The organism is Xanthomonas sp. D-109, from assembly GCF_017746095.1.
Taxonomy (GTDB): Bacteria; Pseudomonadota; Gammaproteobacteria; order Xanthomonadales; family Xanthomonadaceae; genus Xanthomonas_A; species Xanthomonas_A sacchari.
On the sequence record NZ_JAGHWV010000011.1, the window covers coordinates 56,908 to 71,649 of the forward strand.

General features: G+C 69.9%; 14 protein-coding genes. 8 read left to right on the forward strand and 6 right to left on the reverse strand.

The genetic code is table 11. The features are described from left to right. Window positions 1–2 precede the first annotated feature (2 nt). The 5 genes from J7357_RS11730 to J7357_RS11750 all read left to right on the forward strand — a co-directional run bounded on the left by J7357_RS11730 (window position 3) and on the right by J7357_RS11750 (window position 4,939). Window positions 3–1,058 carry a quinone-dependent dihydroorotate dehydrogenase gene (locus tag J7357_RS11730; RefSeq protein WP_209246645.1) on the forward strand — a complete coding sequence of 352 codons (1,056 nt, stop codon included), beginning with the start codon at window positions 3–5 and terminating at the stop codon, window positions 1,056–1,058. Then, window positions 1,055–2,098 carry a UDP-N-acetylmuramate dehydrogenase gene (gene murB, locus J7357_RS11735; protein ID WP_209246647.1) on the forward strand — a complete coding sequence of 348 codons (1,044 nt, stop codon included), beginning with the start codon at window positions 1,055–1,057 and terminating at the stop codon, window positions 2,096–2,098. The genes J7357_RS11730 and murB overlap by 4 nt, the downstream gene beginning before the upstream one ends. Continuing rightward, window positions 2,092–3,000, forward strand: coding sequence for a DMT family transporter (locus tag J7357_RS11740; RefSeq protein ID WP_343237409.1), 909 nt, complete (start codon window positions 2,092–2,094; stop codon window positions 2,998–3,000). The genes murB and J7357_RS11740 overlap by 7 nt, the downstream gene beginning before the upstream one ends. A 77-nt stretch (window positions 3,001–3,077) precedes the next feature. Then, the gene (locus tag J7357_RS11745) at window positions 3,078–3,767 is read left to right on the forward strand and encodes an aspartate/glutamate racemase family protein (protein ID WP_209246649.1); all 690 of its coding nucleotides are present in this window, start codon (window positions 3,078–3,080) and stop codon (window positions 3,765–3,767) included. A gap of 2 nt (window positions 3,768–3,769) precedes the next feature. Next, complete coding sequence (locus tag J7357_RS11750; RefSeq protein ID WP_209246651.1) at window positions 3,770–4,939, forward strand: TPM domain-containing protein; 1,170 nt, start codon at window positions 3,770–3,772, stop codon at window positions 4,937–4,939. A gap of 4 nt (window positions 4,940–4,943) precedes the next feature. On the opposite strand, the gene J7357_RS11755 is transcribed toward J7357_RS11750, so the two are convergent. The 6 genes from J7357_RS11755 to ispG all read right to left on the reverse strand — a co-directional run bounded on the left by J7357_RS11755 (window position 4,944) and on the right by ispG (window position 10,945). Next, on the reverse strand, window positions 4,944–6,503 hold the full coding sequence (locus J7357_RS11755) for a J domain-containing protein (protein WP_209246653.1): 1,560 nt from the start codon (window positions 6,501–6,503) through the stop codon (window positions 4,944–4,946). Further along, window positions 6,500–8,191, reverse strand: coding sequence for a molecular chaperone HscC (locus J7357_RS11760; RefSeq protein ID WP_209246655.1), 1,692 nt, complete (start codon window positions 8,189–8,191; stop codon window positions 6,500–6,502). The genes J7357_RS11755 and J7357_RS11760 overlap by 4 nt, the downstream gene beginning before the upstream one ends. Before the next feature lie 36 nt (window positions 8,192–8,227). Then, window positions 8,228–8,551 carry a hypothetical protein gene (locus J7357_RS11765; RefSeq protein WP_209246657.1) on the reverse strand — a complete coding sequence of 108 codons (324 nt, stop codon included), beginning with the start codon at window positions 8,549–8,551 and terminating at the stop codon, window positions 8,228–8,230. Then, on the reverse strand, window positions 8,548–8,841 hold the full coding sequence (locus J7357_RS11770) for a hypothetical protein (protein WP_209246659.1): 294 nt from the start codon (window positions 8,839–8,841) through the stop codon (window positions 8,548–8,550). The genes J7357_RS11765 and J7357_RS11770 overlap by 4 nt, the downstream gene beginning before the upstream one ends. 147 nt (window positions 8,842–8,988) lie before the next feature. Further along, entirely contained in the window at window positions 8,989–9,699 is a 711-nt protein-coding gene (locus J7357_RS11775) for a phosphatase PAP2 family protein (protein WP_209246661.1), read from the reverse strand. Then, the gene (gene ispG / locus J7357_RS11780) at window positions 9,680–10,945 is read right to left on the reverse strand and encodes a flavodoxin-dependent (E)-4-hydroxy-3-methylbut-2-enyl-diphosphate synthase (protein WP_010340040.1); all 1,266 of its coding nucleotides are present in this window, start codon (window positions 10,943–10,945) and stop codon (window positions 9,680–9,682) included. Before ispG ends, J7357_RS11775 begins: the two co-directional genes overlap by 20 nt. A gap of 124 nt (window positions 10,946–11,069) precedes the next feature. On the opposite strand from ispG, the gene J7357_RS11785 reads away from it, so the two are divergent. From J7357_RS11785 to J7357_RS11795, 3 genes are all read left to right on the forward strand, one after another. After that, entirely contained in the window at window positions 11,070–12,293 is a 1,224-nt protein-coding gene (locus J7357_RS11785) for an ATP-binding protein (RefSeq protein WP_209246663.1), read from the forward strand. Next, window positions 12,290–12,856 carry a response regulator transcription factor gene (locus J7357_RS11790; RefSeq protein ID WP_043091894.1) on the forward strand — a complete coding sequence of 189 codons (567 nt, stop codon included), beginning with the start codon at window positions 12,290–12,292 and terminating at the stop codon, window positions 12,854–12,856. The genes J7357_RS11785 and J7357_RS11790 overlap by 4 nt, the downstream gene beginning before the upstream one ends. A 76-nt stretch (window positions 12,857–12,932) precedes the next feature. Then, window positions 12,933–14,726: a sensor domain-containing phosphodiesterase gene (locus J7357_RS11795; protein ID WP_209246665.1), complete on the forward strand. Its 1,794-nt coding sequence runs from the start codon at window positions 12,933–12,935 to the stop codon at window positions 14,724–14,726. Window positions 14,727–14,742: the final 16 nt, after the last annotated feature.

Sequence of the window (14,742 nt, forward strand, 5' to 3'; positions counted from 1 at the left end):
CCATGTATTCCCTCGCCCGACCGTTCCTGTTCGCCTTCGACGCCGAGCGCGCCCACGCCCTGGGCCTGCGCGCGATCGAGCTGGCCTACCGTACCGGCACCAATCCGTTGCTGGCGCGCACGATCGCACCGATGCCCACGCGCGCCTTCGGCCTGGAGTTTCCCAATCCGGTCGGGCTGGCCGCGGGCCTGGACAAGAACGGCGAGCACATCGACGCGCTGCTGGCGCTAGGCTTCGGCTTCGTCGAGATCGGCACCGTCACCCCGCGCGCGCAGGCCGGCAATCCGCAGCCGCGCATGTTCCGCCTGCCACGGCAGCAGGCGGTGATCAACCGCATGGGCTTCAACAACCTCGGCGTGGATGCGCTGGTGCGCAACGTCGAGCGCGCGCGGCGCCGGCGCGGCCTGCTCGGCATCAACATCGGCAAGAACAAGGACACCCCGAACGAGGACGCCGCGTCCGACTACCTGCACTGCCTGGAGAAGGTCTACGCGCTGGCCGACTACGTCACCGTCAACATCTCCTCGCCCAACACCGCCGGACTGCGCGAACTGCAGGAAGAACAGGCGCTGCGACAGTTGATCGCGCGGCTGCGCGAGGCGCAGGAAGCGCTGGCCGCGCGCCACGGCAAGCGCGTGCCGATGCTGGTCAAGGTGGCGCCGGACCTGAGCGACAGCGACATCGACGCGGCGGCGCGGGTGCTGTCGGACCTGCAGGTGGACGGGGTGATCGCCACCAATACCACCGTCGCCCGACCCGGCCTGGAGCACGAGCCGCTGGGCGCCGAAAGCGGCGGCCTGTCCGGCGCGCCGCTGCTGGGCCAGTCCACCCTGGTGCTGCGCCGGCTGCGCGCGCGCCTGCCCGAGAGCATCCCGCTGATCGGTGTCGGCGGCATCCTGTCCGGCGCCGACGCGGTGGCGAAGATGGCCGCCGGTGCGGCCCTGGTGCAGTGCTACAGCGGGCTGGTGTTCCGCGGTCCGGAGCTGATCGGCGAGTGCGTCGAGGCGATGCGCCGGCGCCGCGAAGCACCCAGCCGCGGGGACGTGGTCGCGCCATGAGCACGACGGCCTGGTCGCTCACCGCGCAGGCGCCGCTGCAGGCGCTCAACACCTTCCACGTCGCCGCACAGGCACCGTGGCTGCTGCAGATCTTCGCGCCCGAGGCGCTGCCCGAGGCGCTGCTGGCGCCGGAGCTTGCCGGCGCCGCGCTGCTGCCGCTGGGCAGCGGCAGCAACATGCTGTTCGCCGGCGACGCGCCCGGGGTGGTGCTGTGCTTCGCCAACCGCAGCATCGACACCCTGGAACACCGCGCCGACTACGCCATCGTCCGCGCCGGCGCCGGCGTGGGCTGGCACGAGTTGGTGATGTGGTCGCTGGCGCAGGGCCTGTCCGGCCTGGAGAACCTGGCGCTGATCCCCGGCACGGTCGGCGCCGCGCCGATCCAGAACATCGGCGCCTATGGCGCGCAGATGGGCGAGTTCGTGCATGTGGTCGAGGCCTACGACCGCGCCGATGCGCGCTTCGTGCGGCTGGACGCGGCCGCCTGCGAGTTCGGCTACCGCGACAGTCTGTTCAAGCGCCAGCCCGACCGCTACCTGATCGCCGCGGTGGAGTTCAACCTGCCGCGGCTGCACGCGCTGCGCCTGGACTACGCCGGCATCGGCGAGGAACTGCAGGCGATGGGCATCGCCACCCCCGGCGCACCCGACGTGGCCCAGGCGGTGATCAACATCCGCAGGCGCAAGCTGCCCGACCCGGACGTGCTCGGCAACGCCGGCAGCTTCTTCAAGAACCCGCTGCTGCCGCTGGAACAGGCGCTGGCGCTGCAGCACGAACACCCGGCGCTGCCGGTGTTTCCCGGCGACGACGACAGCCAGCGCAAGCTGTCGGCGGCGTGGCTGATCGAGGCCTGCGGCTGGAAGGGCTACCGCGACGGCGATGCCGGCGTGTCCGCCACGCACGCACTGGTGCTGGTCAACCACGGCCAGGCCAGCGGTGCCGAACTGCTGGCGCTGGCGCGACGCATCACCGCCTCGGTGGGCGAGCGCTTCGGCGTCATCCTGGAGCCGGAACCGCGCATCGTCGGCGCGCAGTGGTAAGCGCGCCCACGCCGCTGCGCGCGGCGCTGCTGATGCTGGCCAGTACGATGGCCTTCGGGCTGATGGTGGTGGCGATCCGGCTGGCATCGGCGCAGCTGTCCACGCTGCAGATCGCCTTCTTCCGCAACCTGTTCGGCCTGCTGTTCCTGCTGCCGATGCTGCTGCGTCCGGGCCGGCCATGGCCGCGCACCGCGCAACTGCCGCGCTACCTGCTGCGCACCGCGATCGGCCTGGTGTCGATGCTGGCCGGGTTCTGGGCGATCGGCCACCTGCCGCTGTCGCAGGCGATCGCGCTGTCCTACTCCACCCCCTTGTTCGCGACCCTGGCCGCGGCGCTGTGGCTGGGCGAGACGGTGCGGCTGCGACGCTGGCTGGCGGTGCTGTGCGGCTTCGTCGGGGTGCTGCTGATCGTGCGCCCCGGCGTCGCCGCGTTCAGCCCCGGCACCCTGGTGGCGGTGCTGGCGGCGGTGATGAGCGCCCTGGTCGCGATCCAGATCAAGCAACTGGCGCGGGTGGACGCCGCCAACACGGTGGTGTTCTACACCTACGCGTTCTGGGTGCCGATGTCGCTGCTGCCGGCGCTGTTCGTCTGGCGCTGGCCGCACGGCATCGACTGGCTGTGGCTGCTGGCCACCGGCCTGTTCGGCACCCTCGGCCAGTTGCTGTGGACGCACGCGCTGCGCCTCGGCGAAGTCTCTGCACTGACCCCGATCAGCTTCACCCAGCTGCCGCTGGTGGCGCTGTTCGGTTGGTGGCTGTTCGACGAAACCCCGGACGGCGGCACCGTGCTCGGCGCAGTGGTGATCCTCGGCGCCAACGCCTACATCGCCCATCGCGAGGCGGTGCTGGCGCGGCGCGCGGCACGCGCCGGTGCCGGCACGCCACCGACGCTGGACGCCTGAGTGCCACGCACGGTCGCTGCGCGCGGCCGATGCCGTTACCATCCTCGCGCACTCAAGACGGCAGCAAGCGACGCAGGATGAAGACCATCGGCATGATCGGCGGCATGAGCTGGGAATCCACCCTGCCCTACTACCGGCACATCAACGAGACGGTGCGCGCACAGCTGGGTGGACTGCACTCGGCCAAGCTGCTGCTGTACAGCGTGGACTTCCACGAGATCGCGCAGTACCAGCGCGACGGCGACTGGAATGCGGCCGGCGCCGCATTGGCGGCGTCGGCGCGCGCACTGCAGGCCGGCGGCGCCGATTTCCTGGTGTTGTGCACCAACACCATGCATTGCGTCGCCGACGCGATCGCCGCCGCGGTGCCGCTGCCGCTGCTGCACATCGCCGATGCCACCGCCGATGCGCTGCAGGCCGCCGGCATCGTCCGCGTCGGCCTGCTCGGCACGCGCTTCACCATGGAGCAGGCGTTCTACCGCGAACGGCTGCAGCGGCGTGGCTTCGAGGTGCTGATCCCGGATGCGCCGGCGCGCGAGGACGTGCACCGCATCATCTACGAGGAACTGTGCCAGGGCGTGGTCCAGGCATCGTCGCGGCTGCGCTACCGCGAGGTGATCGCGGGGCTGCAGGCGCAAGGCGCCGAGGCGGTGATCCTGGGGTGCACCGAGATCGGCTTGCTGGTTGGCGCCGCCGACGCGGCGGTGCCGCTGTTCGACACGACCGTGCTGCATGCGCGGGCCGCGGCCCTGCACAGCCTGGCCTAGCGATGCGCAAACAGCGTCCACACGTCACCACCCCGCGCTGCAGCCCCAGCACGCTGCGCGCCTGGGCGCCGTTCCGGCTCGGTACGCTGCTGCTCCTGGCCCTGCTGCTGTGGCCGGCGCTCGGCCGCGGCGCCGTCGCCATTCCGCCCTATACGCCGAACGTGGTCGATCCCGCCGGCACGCTCAGCGCGGACGACACCCAACGGATCAACGCGGCGCTGCAGCGCCTGCGCGAGCGCCAGCACATCTGGGGCGCGGTCTACCTGGTGCCGTCGCTGCAGGACGAACCGATCGAGCGCCTGGCCGAGCGCGCGTTCCGCACCTGGCGGCTCGGCCGGCAGGGCAGCGACAACGGCCTGCTGCTGGTGCTGGCGATGCAGGACCGGCGTTCGCGCTTCGAGGTGGGCTACGGCCTGGAAGGCGTGCTGCCCGACGTGGTCGCGCGGCACGCGCTGGACGACTACCTGGCCCCGCGCCTGCGCCAGGGCGACACCGCAGACGCCATCGTGGCCGCCTTCGACTTCATGGGCCGCGCCGCCGCACAGGATCCCGAAGCCATCGACGAACTGGCACAACCGGCCGACGACGGCATGCACTGGCGGCGCGGCGCCATCGCCTGGGCAGGCCTGCTGGTGCTGGTGTGGCTGCTGCTGCCGCTGCGCAGTGCCTGGACCGGCATCCTGCGCAGGCACCTGCTGCGGCGGCACCCACGCCTGTCGGGCAAGCCCGAGGAACTGGTGCAGGACGCCGCACGTGGCGGCTTCTTGGCGTGGTTCATCCGCCTGTTCCTGAGCGCCAATCCCGGCATCTTCGTGTTCCTGCTGTCGGCCAGGTCGATGACCATGTACGTGATCTTCCTGGCGCTGGAACTGCTGATCCTGGTGCTGACCCTGGCCGTCGCCGCGCAACGCTACCGCTCGCCGCAACGCTACAGCCGCTTCCTGCAGTCGCTCGCGCGGCGGCGCAATGCGCTGATCCGCAAGGGCCACATCGCCGAGACCGCGCCCGGGGTGTTCGCCTACACTGCCAGCTACTACGCCGAGCAGGCCGCCAAGGAACGCGCCGCGGCCGAGTCCGCAGGATCGTCCTCCTCCTCGTCTTCGTCATCCAGCAGCGACTCGTCCTCCGGCGGCGGCAGCTCCGGCGGCGGCGGCGCCAGTTCGAGCTGGTAACCGGTCAGGCCATCGCCCTCTTTCTGGCTCTCCACTGCGAGATCAGATCGCCAAGCCAGGCGATCGCGGTGCCGCCGAGCGCGACCTGCGGGTAGAGGACCAACATGCCGACCCCCAGGAAGGCAGCCTTGAGCACAAAGAATCCAGCCCACACCCAGCCCCAACCCCATTCCAGCTGAAGCCGGTATCCAGCACGGCGCATCCAGCGTACAACCGCGATCATCAATAGCGGCAAGGCGATGGCTGCGGCAGCCCAGGACTTGTCCGCTGCAATGCATGCAATGGCGACCATGCCGAGCATCGGAATGAAGAAGCGCTGCAACAGCGGGCGTCTGACGCAGGCATCGGTTTCGTGTCGGGACTGCCAACGTAGCAGCGAAGCGAAGCAGTCCCAGGCAAGCCAGCCACCAACGATGAGAGCGGCGCCGATGCCGCCGGCCTTCAGCATCGGCGAGATCCCGGGTGCCGGATGGCGATCGAGCATCGCCAACAAGAGGCACAGAAGCAGGAAGGCTACTGCCGCGATCAGGCTACGCGCCACTCCGACCATGAAGGCAATCGGATTGAACATGTGCCGTTCTCCGGCCAGGTACCAGGTGTTGGCACGCTCTCGCTGCAACGGCGGCGGTGGCTTGCGACCATCCGGCACGTAGCCGATCAGTTCAAGCAGCCGCCGCATGCGGGTGGGCCGGCCTGGCCACAGCATCGCCGCGAACACCGCACTGTCGGACGCCGTGGGGCCCAGCAACGCCAGCAACTTGCGCACATAGGGCACCGATGCATCTGGGTCACCGCGCCGCCGCAGCGCCTCGCTCAGCTCCCCATGGCCGGACGGTTGCAGCCGCCAACGCTGGTGCATCCGTGCGCAGGCATGCTGCACGAGGTAGGGATCGGGAGCGTCCAGCGCCTGCTCCCAGTCGAAGAAATCCGCCAGCACCTCGTAGTGGTAGAGGCTGAGCGTTTCCTCGTGTTCGAGCAGATGGCGCTGAAGGTCGGCACCGATCTGCGGCTTGTGGTCCAACGACCACAGCTCCGGTTGCGCGAGCAGCCAGGCGCGCAGCGCTGCCGGTTCCAGTTGCTGCGCTTGATGCAGGATGCGCACCTGCATCTGCGCCATGTCCACGGACGGAGGCTCCGTCTCGGCAGGCCCGATCCTGGATGCGACAGCAGGATGGCGGATGGCTGGCGTTTCGGCGGCCTCTGGCACTGCGAAGCGTTCGGGCGCTTCCGCGACGTTGGCAGGCTGAAGCACGTCGGCATCATGCTGCGTGGGCGCCGGCACGGTTTCCTGCGCCAAGGAAGCCGGCGCAAACGCAGTATCCGCCTGCGCCTGCAGTACATCATCCTGGTATTCCAGGCCCTCGACGGCCGGCTCGGCCGGGCGATGCGCAGCGGCGAAGTGCCGCGCCCAGCCAAGCGCCGCCTGATAGGTCTCGTGGAGTTGCTGAAAGCCGGCCGGATCTTCGTCCGGACGGGTCACCTTCAGGCGCGCGGCGTAGGCCCGCTTGATCGCGCGCTCGTCGGCGTCCTCATCCAGCCCCAATGCCGCCAATGCCCAGCTCATGCGCGCGCTTCCAGCTCGTCCAGTGCCTGGGCCAGTTCCTGGCGATGGCGTTCGATACGGACCGTCTCCTGGCTTTCGAGCACCGCGCGGAACTGGTCGAGCCAATGCTGCAGCGTCTGGCGTTCGTCGATGTACTCCTCGTAGACACGCTCGATGCGTGCCAGCATCGCCAGGTTCTGCTGCTGGTCGCGCGGGTGCACCTTCAGTTCGGCCAGCGCCAGCAAGCGCCGGGCGATTTCGTCGCGGTCGAGCAGCCCGGGATTCTGTTCGAGGATCAATTCGTGCCGCTTGCCGGTGGCCTCCTCGACGACCTCGACCTGCAGCAATCCGTCCACGTCATAGGTGAATCGGGTCAGCACGCTCTGCTCGTTGCGCGGGCGCTTGGGATCCAGCGCCACCCGCACTTCGCCCAGCTTGATGTTGCGCTCGACCATGGGGTTCTCGCCCTGGTAGACGTCGATGACCACTTCGGTCTGCCGCTCGTGGATGGGATAGAAGGTGTCTTCGCGACTGACCGGCACCACGCTGTTGCGCGGGATGATCGGGTGGAAATACCCGTTGCGCAGTTGCCCATCGCCGCCGCGGCGCGATACCTGCGTTCCCAGCGTATAAGGGCAGACATCGGTCAACACCACCTCGCGCAGGCTCTCGTCGCGGCTCTTCAGGCCTGCCGCCACCACCGCCCCCAGGGCGATCGCATGGTCGGGATTGACGTGACGCAGCGGCAGGCGGCCGAGCATGCGCGTGGCCAGGCGGCTGATCATCGGCATGCGCACCGCGCCGCCGACCAGCACGATGTCGTCCAGATCCGACGGCCGCAACTTGGCATCGCGCAGCGCCCGTTCGATCGGGGCGCGCATGCGCTGCAGCAAGGGCTCGGCCAGTTGGGCGAAGCGCGACTCGTCGATGTCCCAGCTGTACGCCTGCCCGGCGATGCTCAGGCTCACTGCGGCCTGCGCCTGGGTGCTCAGTTCGCGCTTGAGTTGCTCGATCCGTCGCCGCAACTGCGCGCCGTCGCTGGGTGCGAGCTTGGCCGGATCGAGCCGATGCTCGGCACAGAAACCGTCCACCAGCACCTGCAGGAAGTCTTCGCCACCGAGGAAGTTGTCGCCTGCGCTCGCATGCACTTCCACCACGCCGTCGAACATTTCCAACAGCGACACGTCGAACGTGCCGCCGCCGAGATCGAGCACCAGCACGCGGCCTTCTCCCCCGCGCTCCTGCAGCCCGTAGGCCAGCGCGGCGGCGGTCGGCTCGTTGATCAAGCGTTCGACGCGGATGCCGGCCAGTTCGCCGGCCACCCGGGTGGCCTTGCGTTGCGCGTCGGAGAAATAGGCAGGCACGCTGATGACCGCTTCCTCGACCTTCTCACCCAGCGCGGCCTCGGCGTCGGCAACCAAAGAGCGCAGGATCAGCGCGGACAGCTCTTCCGGACGGAAACTGCGCTGTCCCAACCTGGTCTCGCGCGGGCTGCCCATCCAGCGCTTGAACGCGGCCACGCTGTGGCCCGGATGGGTCACCAGGCGATCGCGGGCGGGCTGGCCGACCAGCAGGTTGCCATCGTCGTCGACGCTGACCACCGACGGAGTCAGCAGGCCGCCGTGTGGATTGGCGAACAGGCGCCCACCGTCGGCGTCGTGGATGCCGATCAGCGAGTGGGTGGTGCCGAGGTCGATACCTACGATCATGTGCGGATCCTTGTGTCCCTATCCATTGTGAAAATTCTAGACGTGCCTGCGCAGGGCGCGATGCTGGGTGTCCTGGATCAGCGAGATGGCCCGGAACAACAGCGCAACCACGGCGCCGGGCCAGGCACCGGCCTGGACTGCGATGACCAGAGGTACGCACAGCACCCCCGCCACGCCAAGCACAGGGAGGATCGCCTTTCGGGATTCGGTCTCCATGCGGCCTGCCATGCGGGATGTCGCGACATAGGCGAGCGCTGAACCGACGGCCACCCCCAATCCGCCGCCACGCATCCCGACAGGATGACGATACTGGCCGATGGCAGCGCCCCGCAATGCACGAGGCGCCAGTTCGGCCTTCAACACCGGGGCGTGCACGAGATCGGCCAGGGGCCCACGACCAGCGGACGCACTGCAGCCGGTGGCACCAGCGACACATCGACCTGCAGCTCATCGATCGTGGCGCGCGCGTGCTGCAGCCACGTCGGTACTTCCGCCCAGGCCAGTGCCACCCGATAGGTCGCGTACAACTGCTGGAACGCGACCGGATCGTCGTCGGGCCGGGTAGTCTTCAAGCGCAGCGCGAAGGCGCGCTTGATCGCGCGCGCGTCCGCGTCGGGCGGCAGTCCCAGCGCCTCGGCGGCCCGACTCATCGACAACGTTCCGCCGCCGCAATGCGGCGCCGTTCGACGTCCATCCCCTGCTTGCCCCCTCTCCCTGCAAGATCGCGTTATCGGCGACCGCCGCCTGAACTTGAGCGCACTGCGCTACCTTGCGTCGCCACGCATCGAACGGTACCGCTAGGACACGGCGCGCCGCACGCGCCAGCGTGGCCGGCGCGCGCCGCGGAACAGCAGCAGGTACAGCCCCACCACCCACACCAGCGCCGCGCTCCAGCCGCCGAGGATGTCGGAGGGGTAATGCACGCCCAGGTATACCCGCGATACGCCGACCAGCAGGGTGAAGCTGCCGGCCAGCCACAGCACCGGCCAGCGCCAGCGGGTGCGCCAGCTCAGCGCGATCAGCACCGCGGCCAGGGTCATCGAGCCCATCGCATGGCCGCTGGGGAAACTGAAGGTGTGGTGCTCGGGCGCGATCGACTCCCACAGGCTGGGCCGGTCGCGCTGGAAGAACTGCTTGGCGCCCATGTTCAGCAGCGCCGAGCCGATGAAGGACAGCGCGGCGAACAGCGCCTCGCGCCAGCGGCGCAGGCCCAGCAGCGCCAGCACGATCAGCGTGTCCAGCGGGATCACGCCGTACTGGTAGCCGGCCTCGGTGATCACGGTGAAGAAGCGGTCCCAGCCGGGGCTGGTCAGGCCGCGCATGCTCCACAGCAGCGGCTCGTCGAAATACAGGTCTTCGAGTGCGTGCACGTCCTCGGCCAGGGCCACGAACACGCCCAGCGGCAGCAGCACCCCGGCGAACAGCAGCACCACGCGCCAGGCGTTCAGCCGCAACCAGCGGCGCAGCCCGGCCGCCTCGGCGGCGGACTCACCCGGTGCGGCGGACATAGGTGCGTTCGACGTACTCGTCGATCAGCGCCACGAACTCCTGGGCGATGTTCTCGCCGCGCAGGGTCACCTTCTTCTCGCCGTCGATGAACACCGGCGCGGCCGGCGCCTCGCCGGTGCCGGGCAGCGAGATGCCGATGTTGGCGTGGCGCGACTCGCCCGGTCCGTTGACCACGCAACCCATCACCGCCAGGGTCATGCTCTCGGCGCCGGGATGGCTCACCTTCCACTCCGGCATCTTTGCGCGCACGTGGTTCTGCACCACCTTGGCCAGTTCCTGGAAGAACTCGGAGGTGGTGCGGCCGCAGCCCGGGCAGGCGGTGACCAGCGGGGTGAAGGCGCGCTGGCCGGTGGTCTGCAGCAGTTCCTGGGCGACGATCACCTCCTGCGTGCGCGACTGCCCCGGCTCGGGGGTCAGCGAGATGCGGATGGTGTCGCCGATGCCTTCCTGCAGCAGCACCGCCAGCGCGGCCGCCGAGGCGACGATGCCCTTGCTGCCGATGCCGGCCTCGGTCAGGCCCAGGTGCAGGGCGAAGTCCGAGCGCTGCGCCAGGTCGCGGTACACCGCGATCAGTTCCTGCACGCCGCTGACCTTGCAGCTGAGCACGATGCGGTCGCGGCCCAGGCCCAGTTCCACCGCGCGCTCGGCCGAGTCCAGCGCCGAACGGATCAGCGCCTCGCGCAGCACCCGGCCGGCATCCCACGGCACTTCGCGCCGCGAGTTCTCGTCCATCAGCTGCGCCGCCAGCGCCTGGTCCAGCGAGCCCCAGTTGGCACCGATGCGCACCGGCTTGTCGTACTTCAGCGCGAACTCGATCAGCTGCGCGAACTGGGTGTCCTTCTTCTTGCCGAAGCCGACGTTGCCGGGATTGATCCGGTACTTGGCCAGCGCCTCGGCACAGGCCGGCTCGGCGGCCAGCAACTGGTGGCCGTTGTAGTGGAAGTCGCCGATCAGCGGCACCTCGATGCCCATCATCCGCAGCTTGTCGACGATGCGCGGGATCGCCGCGGCCGACTCGGGGGTGTTGACGGTCAGGCGCACCAGTTCGGACCCGGCGCGCCACAGTTCGGCCACCTGCTTGACCGAGGAGGCGACGTCGGCGGTGTCGGTGTTGGTCATCGACTGCACCACCACCGGCTTGCCGCCGCCCATGGTGACGCCGCCGATGCGGACCGGCTGGGTGAGACGGCGCGCCCAGGGCGCGGCATCGGCGGGAGGCGTGGGGCGGCTGACGGCGTCGTACATGCGCCTATTTTAGCCTGCGCGGCGCCTCCTGCCGCACGCGCCGGCACCGCCGATTCAGCGAGGCGGCGAAGCTGCGACGGTTTGTCGCAGGCAGGCCCCCGGCCCAGCGCATACGATGCGCAGCATGGATTCCACCGACGCCTCCTTCCTGCGCACCCTGTGCAGCCTGCGCTGGCTGGCCACCGCCGGCCAGGCCGCGACGATCCTGGTGGCGACCTGGCCGCTGCAGTTGCCGTTGCCGCAGGCGCCGCTGTGGGCCGGCGTGGCCGTGCTGGCGCTGTTCAACCTATACGCGCAGCTGCGCCTGCGCCATGCCGACTCGGCCGCGCCGGCCACCGCCTTCGGCCACATCCTGGTCGATGTGACCGTGCTGACCTGGATGGTCGGCTGGAGCGGCGGCATCGGCAACGCCTTCGGGTCGCTGTTCCTGGTGCTGATCGCGCTGGCGGTGCTGGCGCTGCCGCTGCGCTGGGCGCTGGCGGTGGCGCTGGCCTGCGTGGCCGGCTATACCGTGAGCGCGCTGTTCGGCCTGCCGCTGCCGCACGGCCCCTACCAGGCGCTGGACCTGCAGCGCTGGGGCATGGCCGCCAACTTCCTGCTGTCCACGGTGGTGGTGCTGGTGTTCTCCACCCGCCTGGCGATGGCCATGCGCGAACGCGAGCGCGAGCTGGCGCTGCTGCGCGAGCGCTTCACCCGCAACGAAGGCATCGTCGCCCTGGCCACCCATGCCGCCTCGGTGGCGCACGAGCTGAACACGCCGCTGGCGACGATGACCCTGCTCACCGACGACATCGCCGAACAGAGCACCCAGCCGGAACTGCGCGAAGACCTGGACACGCTGCGCGAACTGCTGGTGCAGTGCCGCGAGCGGGTGCTGGCGCTGGCCGCGCCGGCGCAGCGCGCCGGCGGACAGACCGTGTCGCTGGCGCAGGTGCTGCACCAGTGGCAACTGGTGCGGCCGACCGTGCGCCTGCGCCGCAACGACGACGCGCCGCTGCAACTGCGCATGGAAAGCGCCATCGGCCACCTGCTGCAGGTCCTGCTGAACAACGCCGCCGACGCCGGCGAACGCGCCGGCCATCCGCAGGTGGACCTGAACGTGCGGGTCACCGGCAGCGAACTGGTCGGCGAGGTGCGCGACTACGGCGGCGGCTTCGACGCCAACCAGGTCGGCCTGCCGGCCACCCTGTTCCGCAGCGGCAAGCCCGAGAGCATGGGCGTGGGCCTGGCGCTGTCGCATGCGACCATCGAACGCCTGGGCGGCGAACTGTGGACCGAGCCGGCGCCGGACCATGGCGCCCGGGTCGGCTTCCGCCTGCCGCTGCTCGCCCTGGAGACCTCCGCATGAACACCGAGACCCCGCTGGGCCTGCTGGTCGACGACGATCCGCTGTACCTGCGCACCCTGCAGCGCACCCTCGCCCGCCGCGGCCTGGAGACGCGGACCGCCGACAGCGCCGCCGCCGCACTGGCGCTGGCCGCCGAGGCACCGCCGGACTACGCGCTGATCGATCTCAAGCTCGGCGACGAGTCCGGCCTGGCGCTGATCCAGCCGCTGCGCGCGATCCGCGCCGACATGCAGATCCTGCTGGTCACCGGCTACGCCAGCATCGCCACCGCGGTGGAGGCGATCAAGCTCGGCGCCGACGACTACCTGCCCAAGCCGGCCACGGTGCCGATGATCCTGCGCGCGATCGGCCTGGAGGCCGAGGAGGACGAAGACGAGGACGGCAGCGACGTGCCGGACGCGATGACCCCGCTCAGTCGCCTGCAGTGGGAGCACATCCAGCAGGCCATGCACGAGACCGGCGGCAACGTCTCCGCAGCCGCGCGCCTGCTCGGCATGCACCGCCGCTCGCTGCAGCGCAAGCTGGCCAAGCGGCCCAGCCCGCAGCGCGATCCGCCACGCTGAGGCGGGCGGCGGCGGTGGGCTGAACCGCCCGTCCGGCCGGCGCTCAAGTCCCCTGGTACCGGGCCGATAACCCGGCATGCTGAAGTCTCCCCCACCCGCCTTGCTGGACGAGCCGCAACGGCTCAACGCCCTGCGCCAGCTGTGCTTGCTGGACACGCCGGCCGACCAGGTCTTCGATCTGGTCACGCAACTGGCGTCCCGCTACCTGCGGGTGCCGATCGCGCTGGTCTCGCTGATCGACGAACAGCGCCAGTGGTTCAAGTCCCGGGTCGGCCTGGAGGTGGCGCAGACGCCGCGCAGCCAGGCGTTCTGCGCCTACGCGATCCACAGCCCGGAACTGATGGTGGTGCCCGACGCGCGCCAGGACCCGCGCTTTTGCGACAACCCGCTGGTCACCGGACCGCCGTTCATCCGCTTCTACGCCGGCGCACCCCTGCTGATGGCCGACGGCGCCAGCCTCGGCACGCTGTGCGTGATCGACAGCGAGCCGCGCCACGAGTTCGACGAGGTCGCATGCCGCACCCTGCAGGACCTGCGCGACCTGCTGATGGTGCGCATCGACACCCTGCGCAACAGCGGCTTCGTCGACGCGCTGACCGGCCTGCCCAACCGCAGCCGCTTCAACGACGACCTGACCATGTGGCTGTCGCTGCAGACCGCGGACCAGCACGACACCGCGGTGGCGATCGACGTGTGCGGCATCGACTATTTCCGCGACATGGTCAAGGCGCTGGGCTGGGAGTACGCAGAAGGTTACCTGCTGGCCGCGCGCGACCGCCTGCGCAAGGCGCTGGGCAACCTGCCGCTGTACCGTATCGACACCACCAGCTTCGTGTTCATCATGGAAGGCAGCGACACCGCGCATCTGGAGTACTGGTGCGAGCACGTCTGCGACGCCTTCGCCGCGGCGATCGACCACCAGGGCATTCCGCACGCGGCCAGTCCCTCGCTGGGCGCGGTGCGCCTGGACGGGGCGCTCAGCGCCAACCACACGGTGCGCTCGCTGACCACCGCGGTGGACATGGCGCGCCAGCGCGGCCAGCGCTGGAGCCTGTACGAGCGCAACCACGACGCCAACCAACGCAACGCCTTCCGCATCCTCGCCGCCTTGCCCGAGGCGCTGGACGCCAGAGGCCAGCTGAGCCTGCACTACCAGCCGCGGGTGAGCCTGCGCAGCGGCGAATGCGTCGGCGTGGAAGCGCTGCTGCGCTGGCAGCATCCGCTGCTGGGCACGGTGGCGCCGAACGACTTCATCCCGCTGGCGGAAAAGACCGCACTGATGAGCCGCATCACCGCCTGGGTGCTGCGCGCCGGCATCGCCCAGGCGGCGCTGTGGCGACAGCGCGGTTACACCTTCAGCGTCGCGCTGAACGTGTCGGCGGTGGACTTGGAACAGGCCGACTTCATCACCCGGCTGCAGGCGCTGCTGCAACAGCATGCGCTGGCGCCCGGCGCGCTCGAGATCGAATTCACCGAGAGCGCGATGATCCGCGATCCGCAGCGCGTGGGCGAAAAGCTGCAGCAGATCAGCGCGCTCGGGGTGAAGATCGCCATCGACGACTTCGGCACCGGCTACAGCAACCTCGGCTATCTCAAGAACATCCCGGCCAGCGCGCTGAAGATCGACCAGTCCTTCATCCGCGCCCTGCCCGGCAGCCGCAGCGACGGCATGCTGGTGCCGTCGATGATCCATCTCGGCCACGACTTCGGCCAGCAGGTGGTGGCCGAAGGCATCGAGAGCGAAACCGTGTACCGGATGCTGCGCGAGTGGGGCTGCGACGAAGGCCAGGGTTACTGGATCGCGCGGCCGATGCCGGCCGAGGCGCTCGACGCCTGGCTGGCCGAGCCGTGGCAGGGCGGCGACGCCTGAGCGCGCCGCGCCACCG

What these genes read in the sequence shown, in the direction of transcription:
- J7357_RS11730 (WP_209246645.1), top strand. Translation starts at nt 3, where the DNA reads ATGTATTCCCTCGCCCGACCGTTCCTGTTCGCCTTCGACGCCGAGCGC.
- murB (WP_209246647.1), top strand. Translation starts at nt 1,055, where the DNA reads ATGAGCACGACGGCCTGGTCGCTCACCGCGCAGGCGCCGCTGCAGGCG.
- J7357_RS11745 (WP_209246649.1), top strand. Translation starts at nt 3,078, where the DNA reads ATGAAGACCATCGGCATGATCGGCGGCATGAGCTGGGAATCCACCCTG.
- J7357_RS11750 (WP_209246651.1), top strand. Translation starts at nt 3,770, where the DNA reads ATGCGCAAACAGCGTCCACACGTCACCACCCCGCGCTGCAGCCCCAGC.
- J7357_RS11755 (WP_209246653.1), bottom strand. Translation starts at nt 6,503, where the DNA reads ATGAGCTGGGCATTGGCGGCATTGGGGCTGGATGAGGACGCCGACGAG.
- J7357_RS11760 (WP_209246655.1), bottom strand. Translation starts at nt 8,191, where the DNA reads ATGATCGTAGGTATCGACCTCGGCACCACCCACTCGCTGATCGGCATC.
- J7357_RS11770 (WP_209246659.1), bottom strand. Translation starts at nt 8,841, where the DNA reads ATGAGTCGGGCCGCCGAGGCGCTGGGACTGCCGCCCGACGCGGACGCG.
- J7357_RS11775 (WP_209246661.1), bottom strand. Translation starts at nt 9,699, where the DNA reads ATGTCCGCCGCACCGGGTGAGTCCGCCGCCGAGGCGGCCGGGCTGCGC.
- ispG (WP_010340040.1), bottom strand. Translation starts at nt 10,945, where the DNA reads ATGTACGACGCCGTCAGCCGCCCCACGCCTCCCGCCGATGCCGCGCCC.
- J7357_RS11785 (WP_209246663.1), top strand. Translation starts at nt 11,070, where the DNA reads ATGGATTCCACCGACGCCTCCTTCCTGCGCACCCTGTGCAGCCTGCGC.
- J7357_RS11790 (WP_043091894.1), top strand. Translation starts at nt 12,290, where the DNA reads ATGAACACCGAGACCCCGCTGGGCCTGCTGGTCGACGACGATCCGCTG.
- J7357_RS11795 (WP_209246665.1), top strand. Translation starts at nt 12,933, where the DNA reads ATGCTGAAGTCTCCCCCACCCGCCTTGCTGGACGAGCCGCAACGGCTC.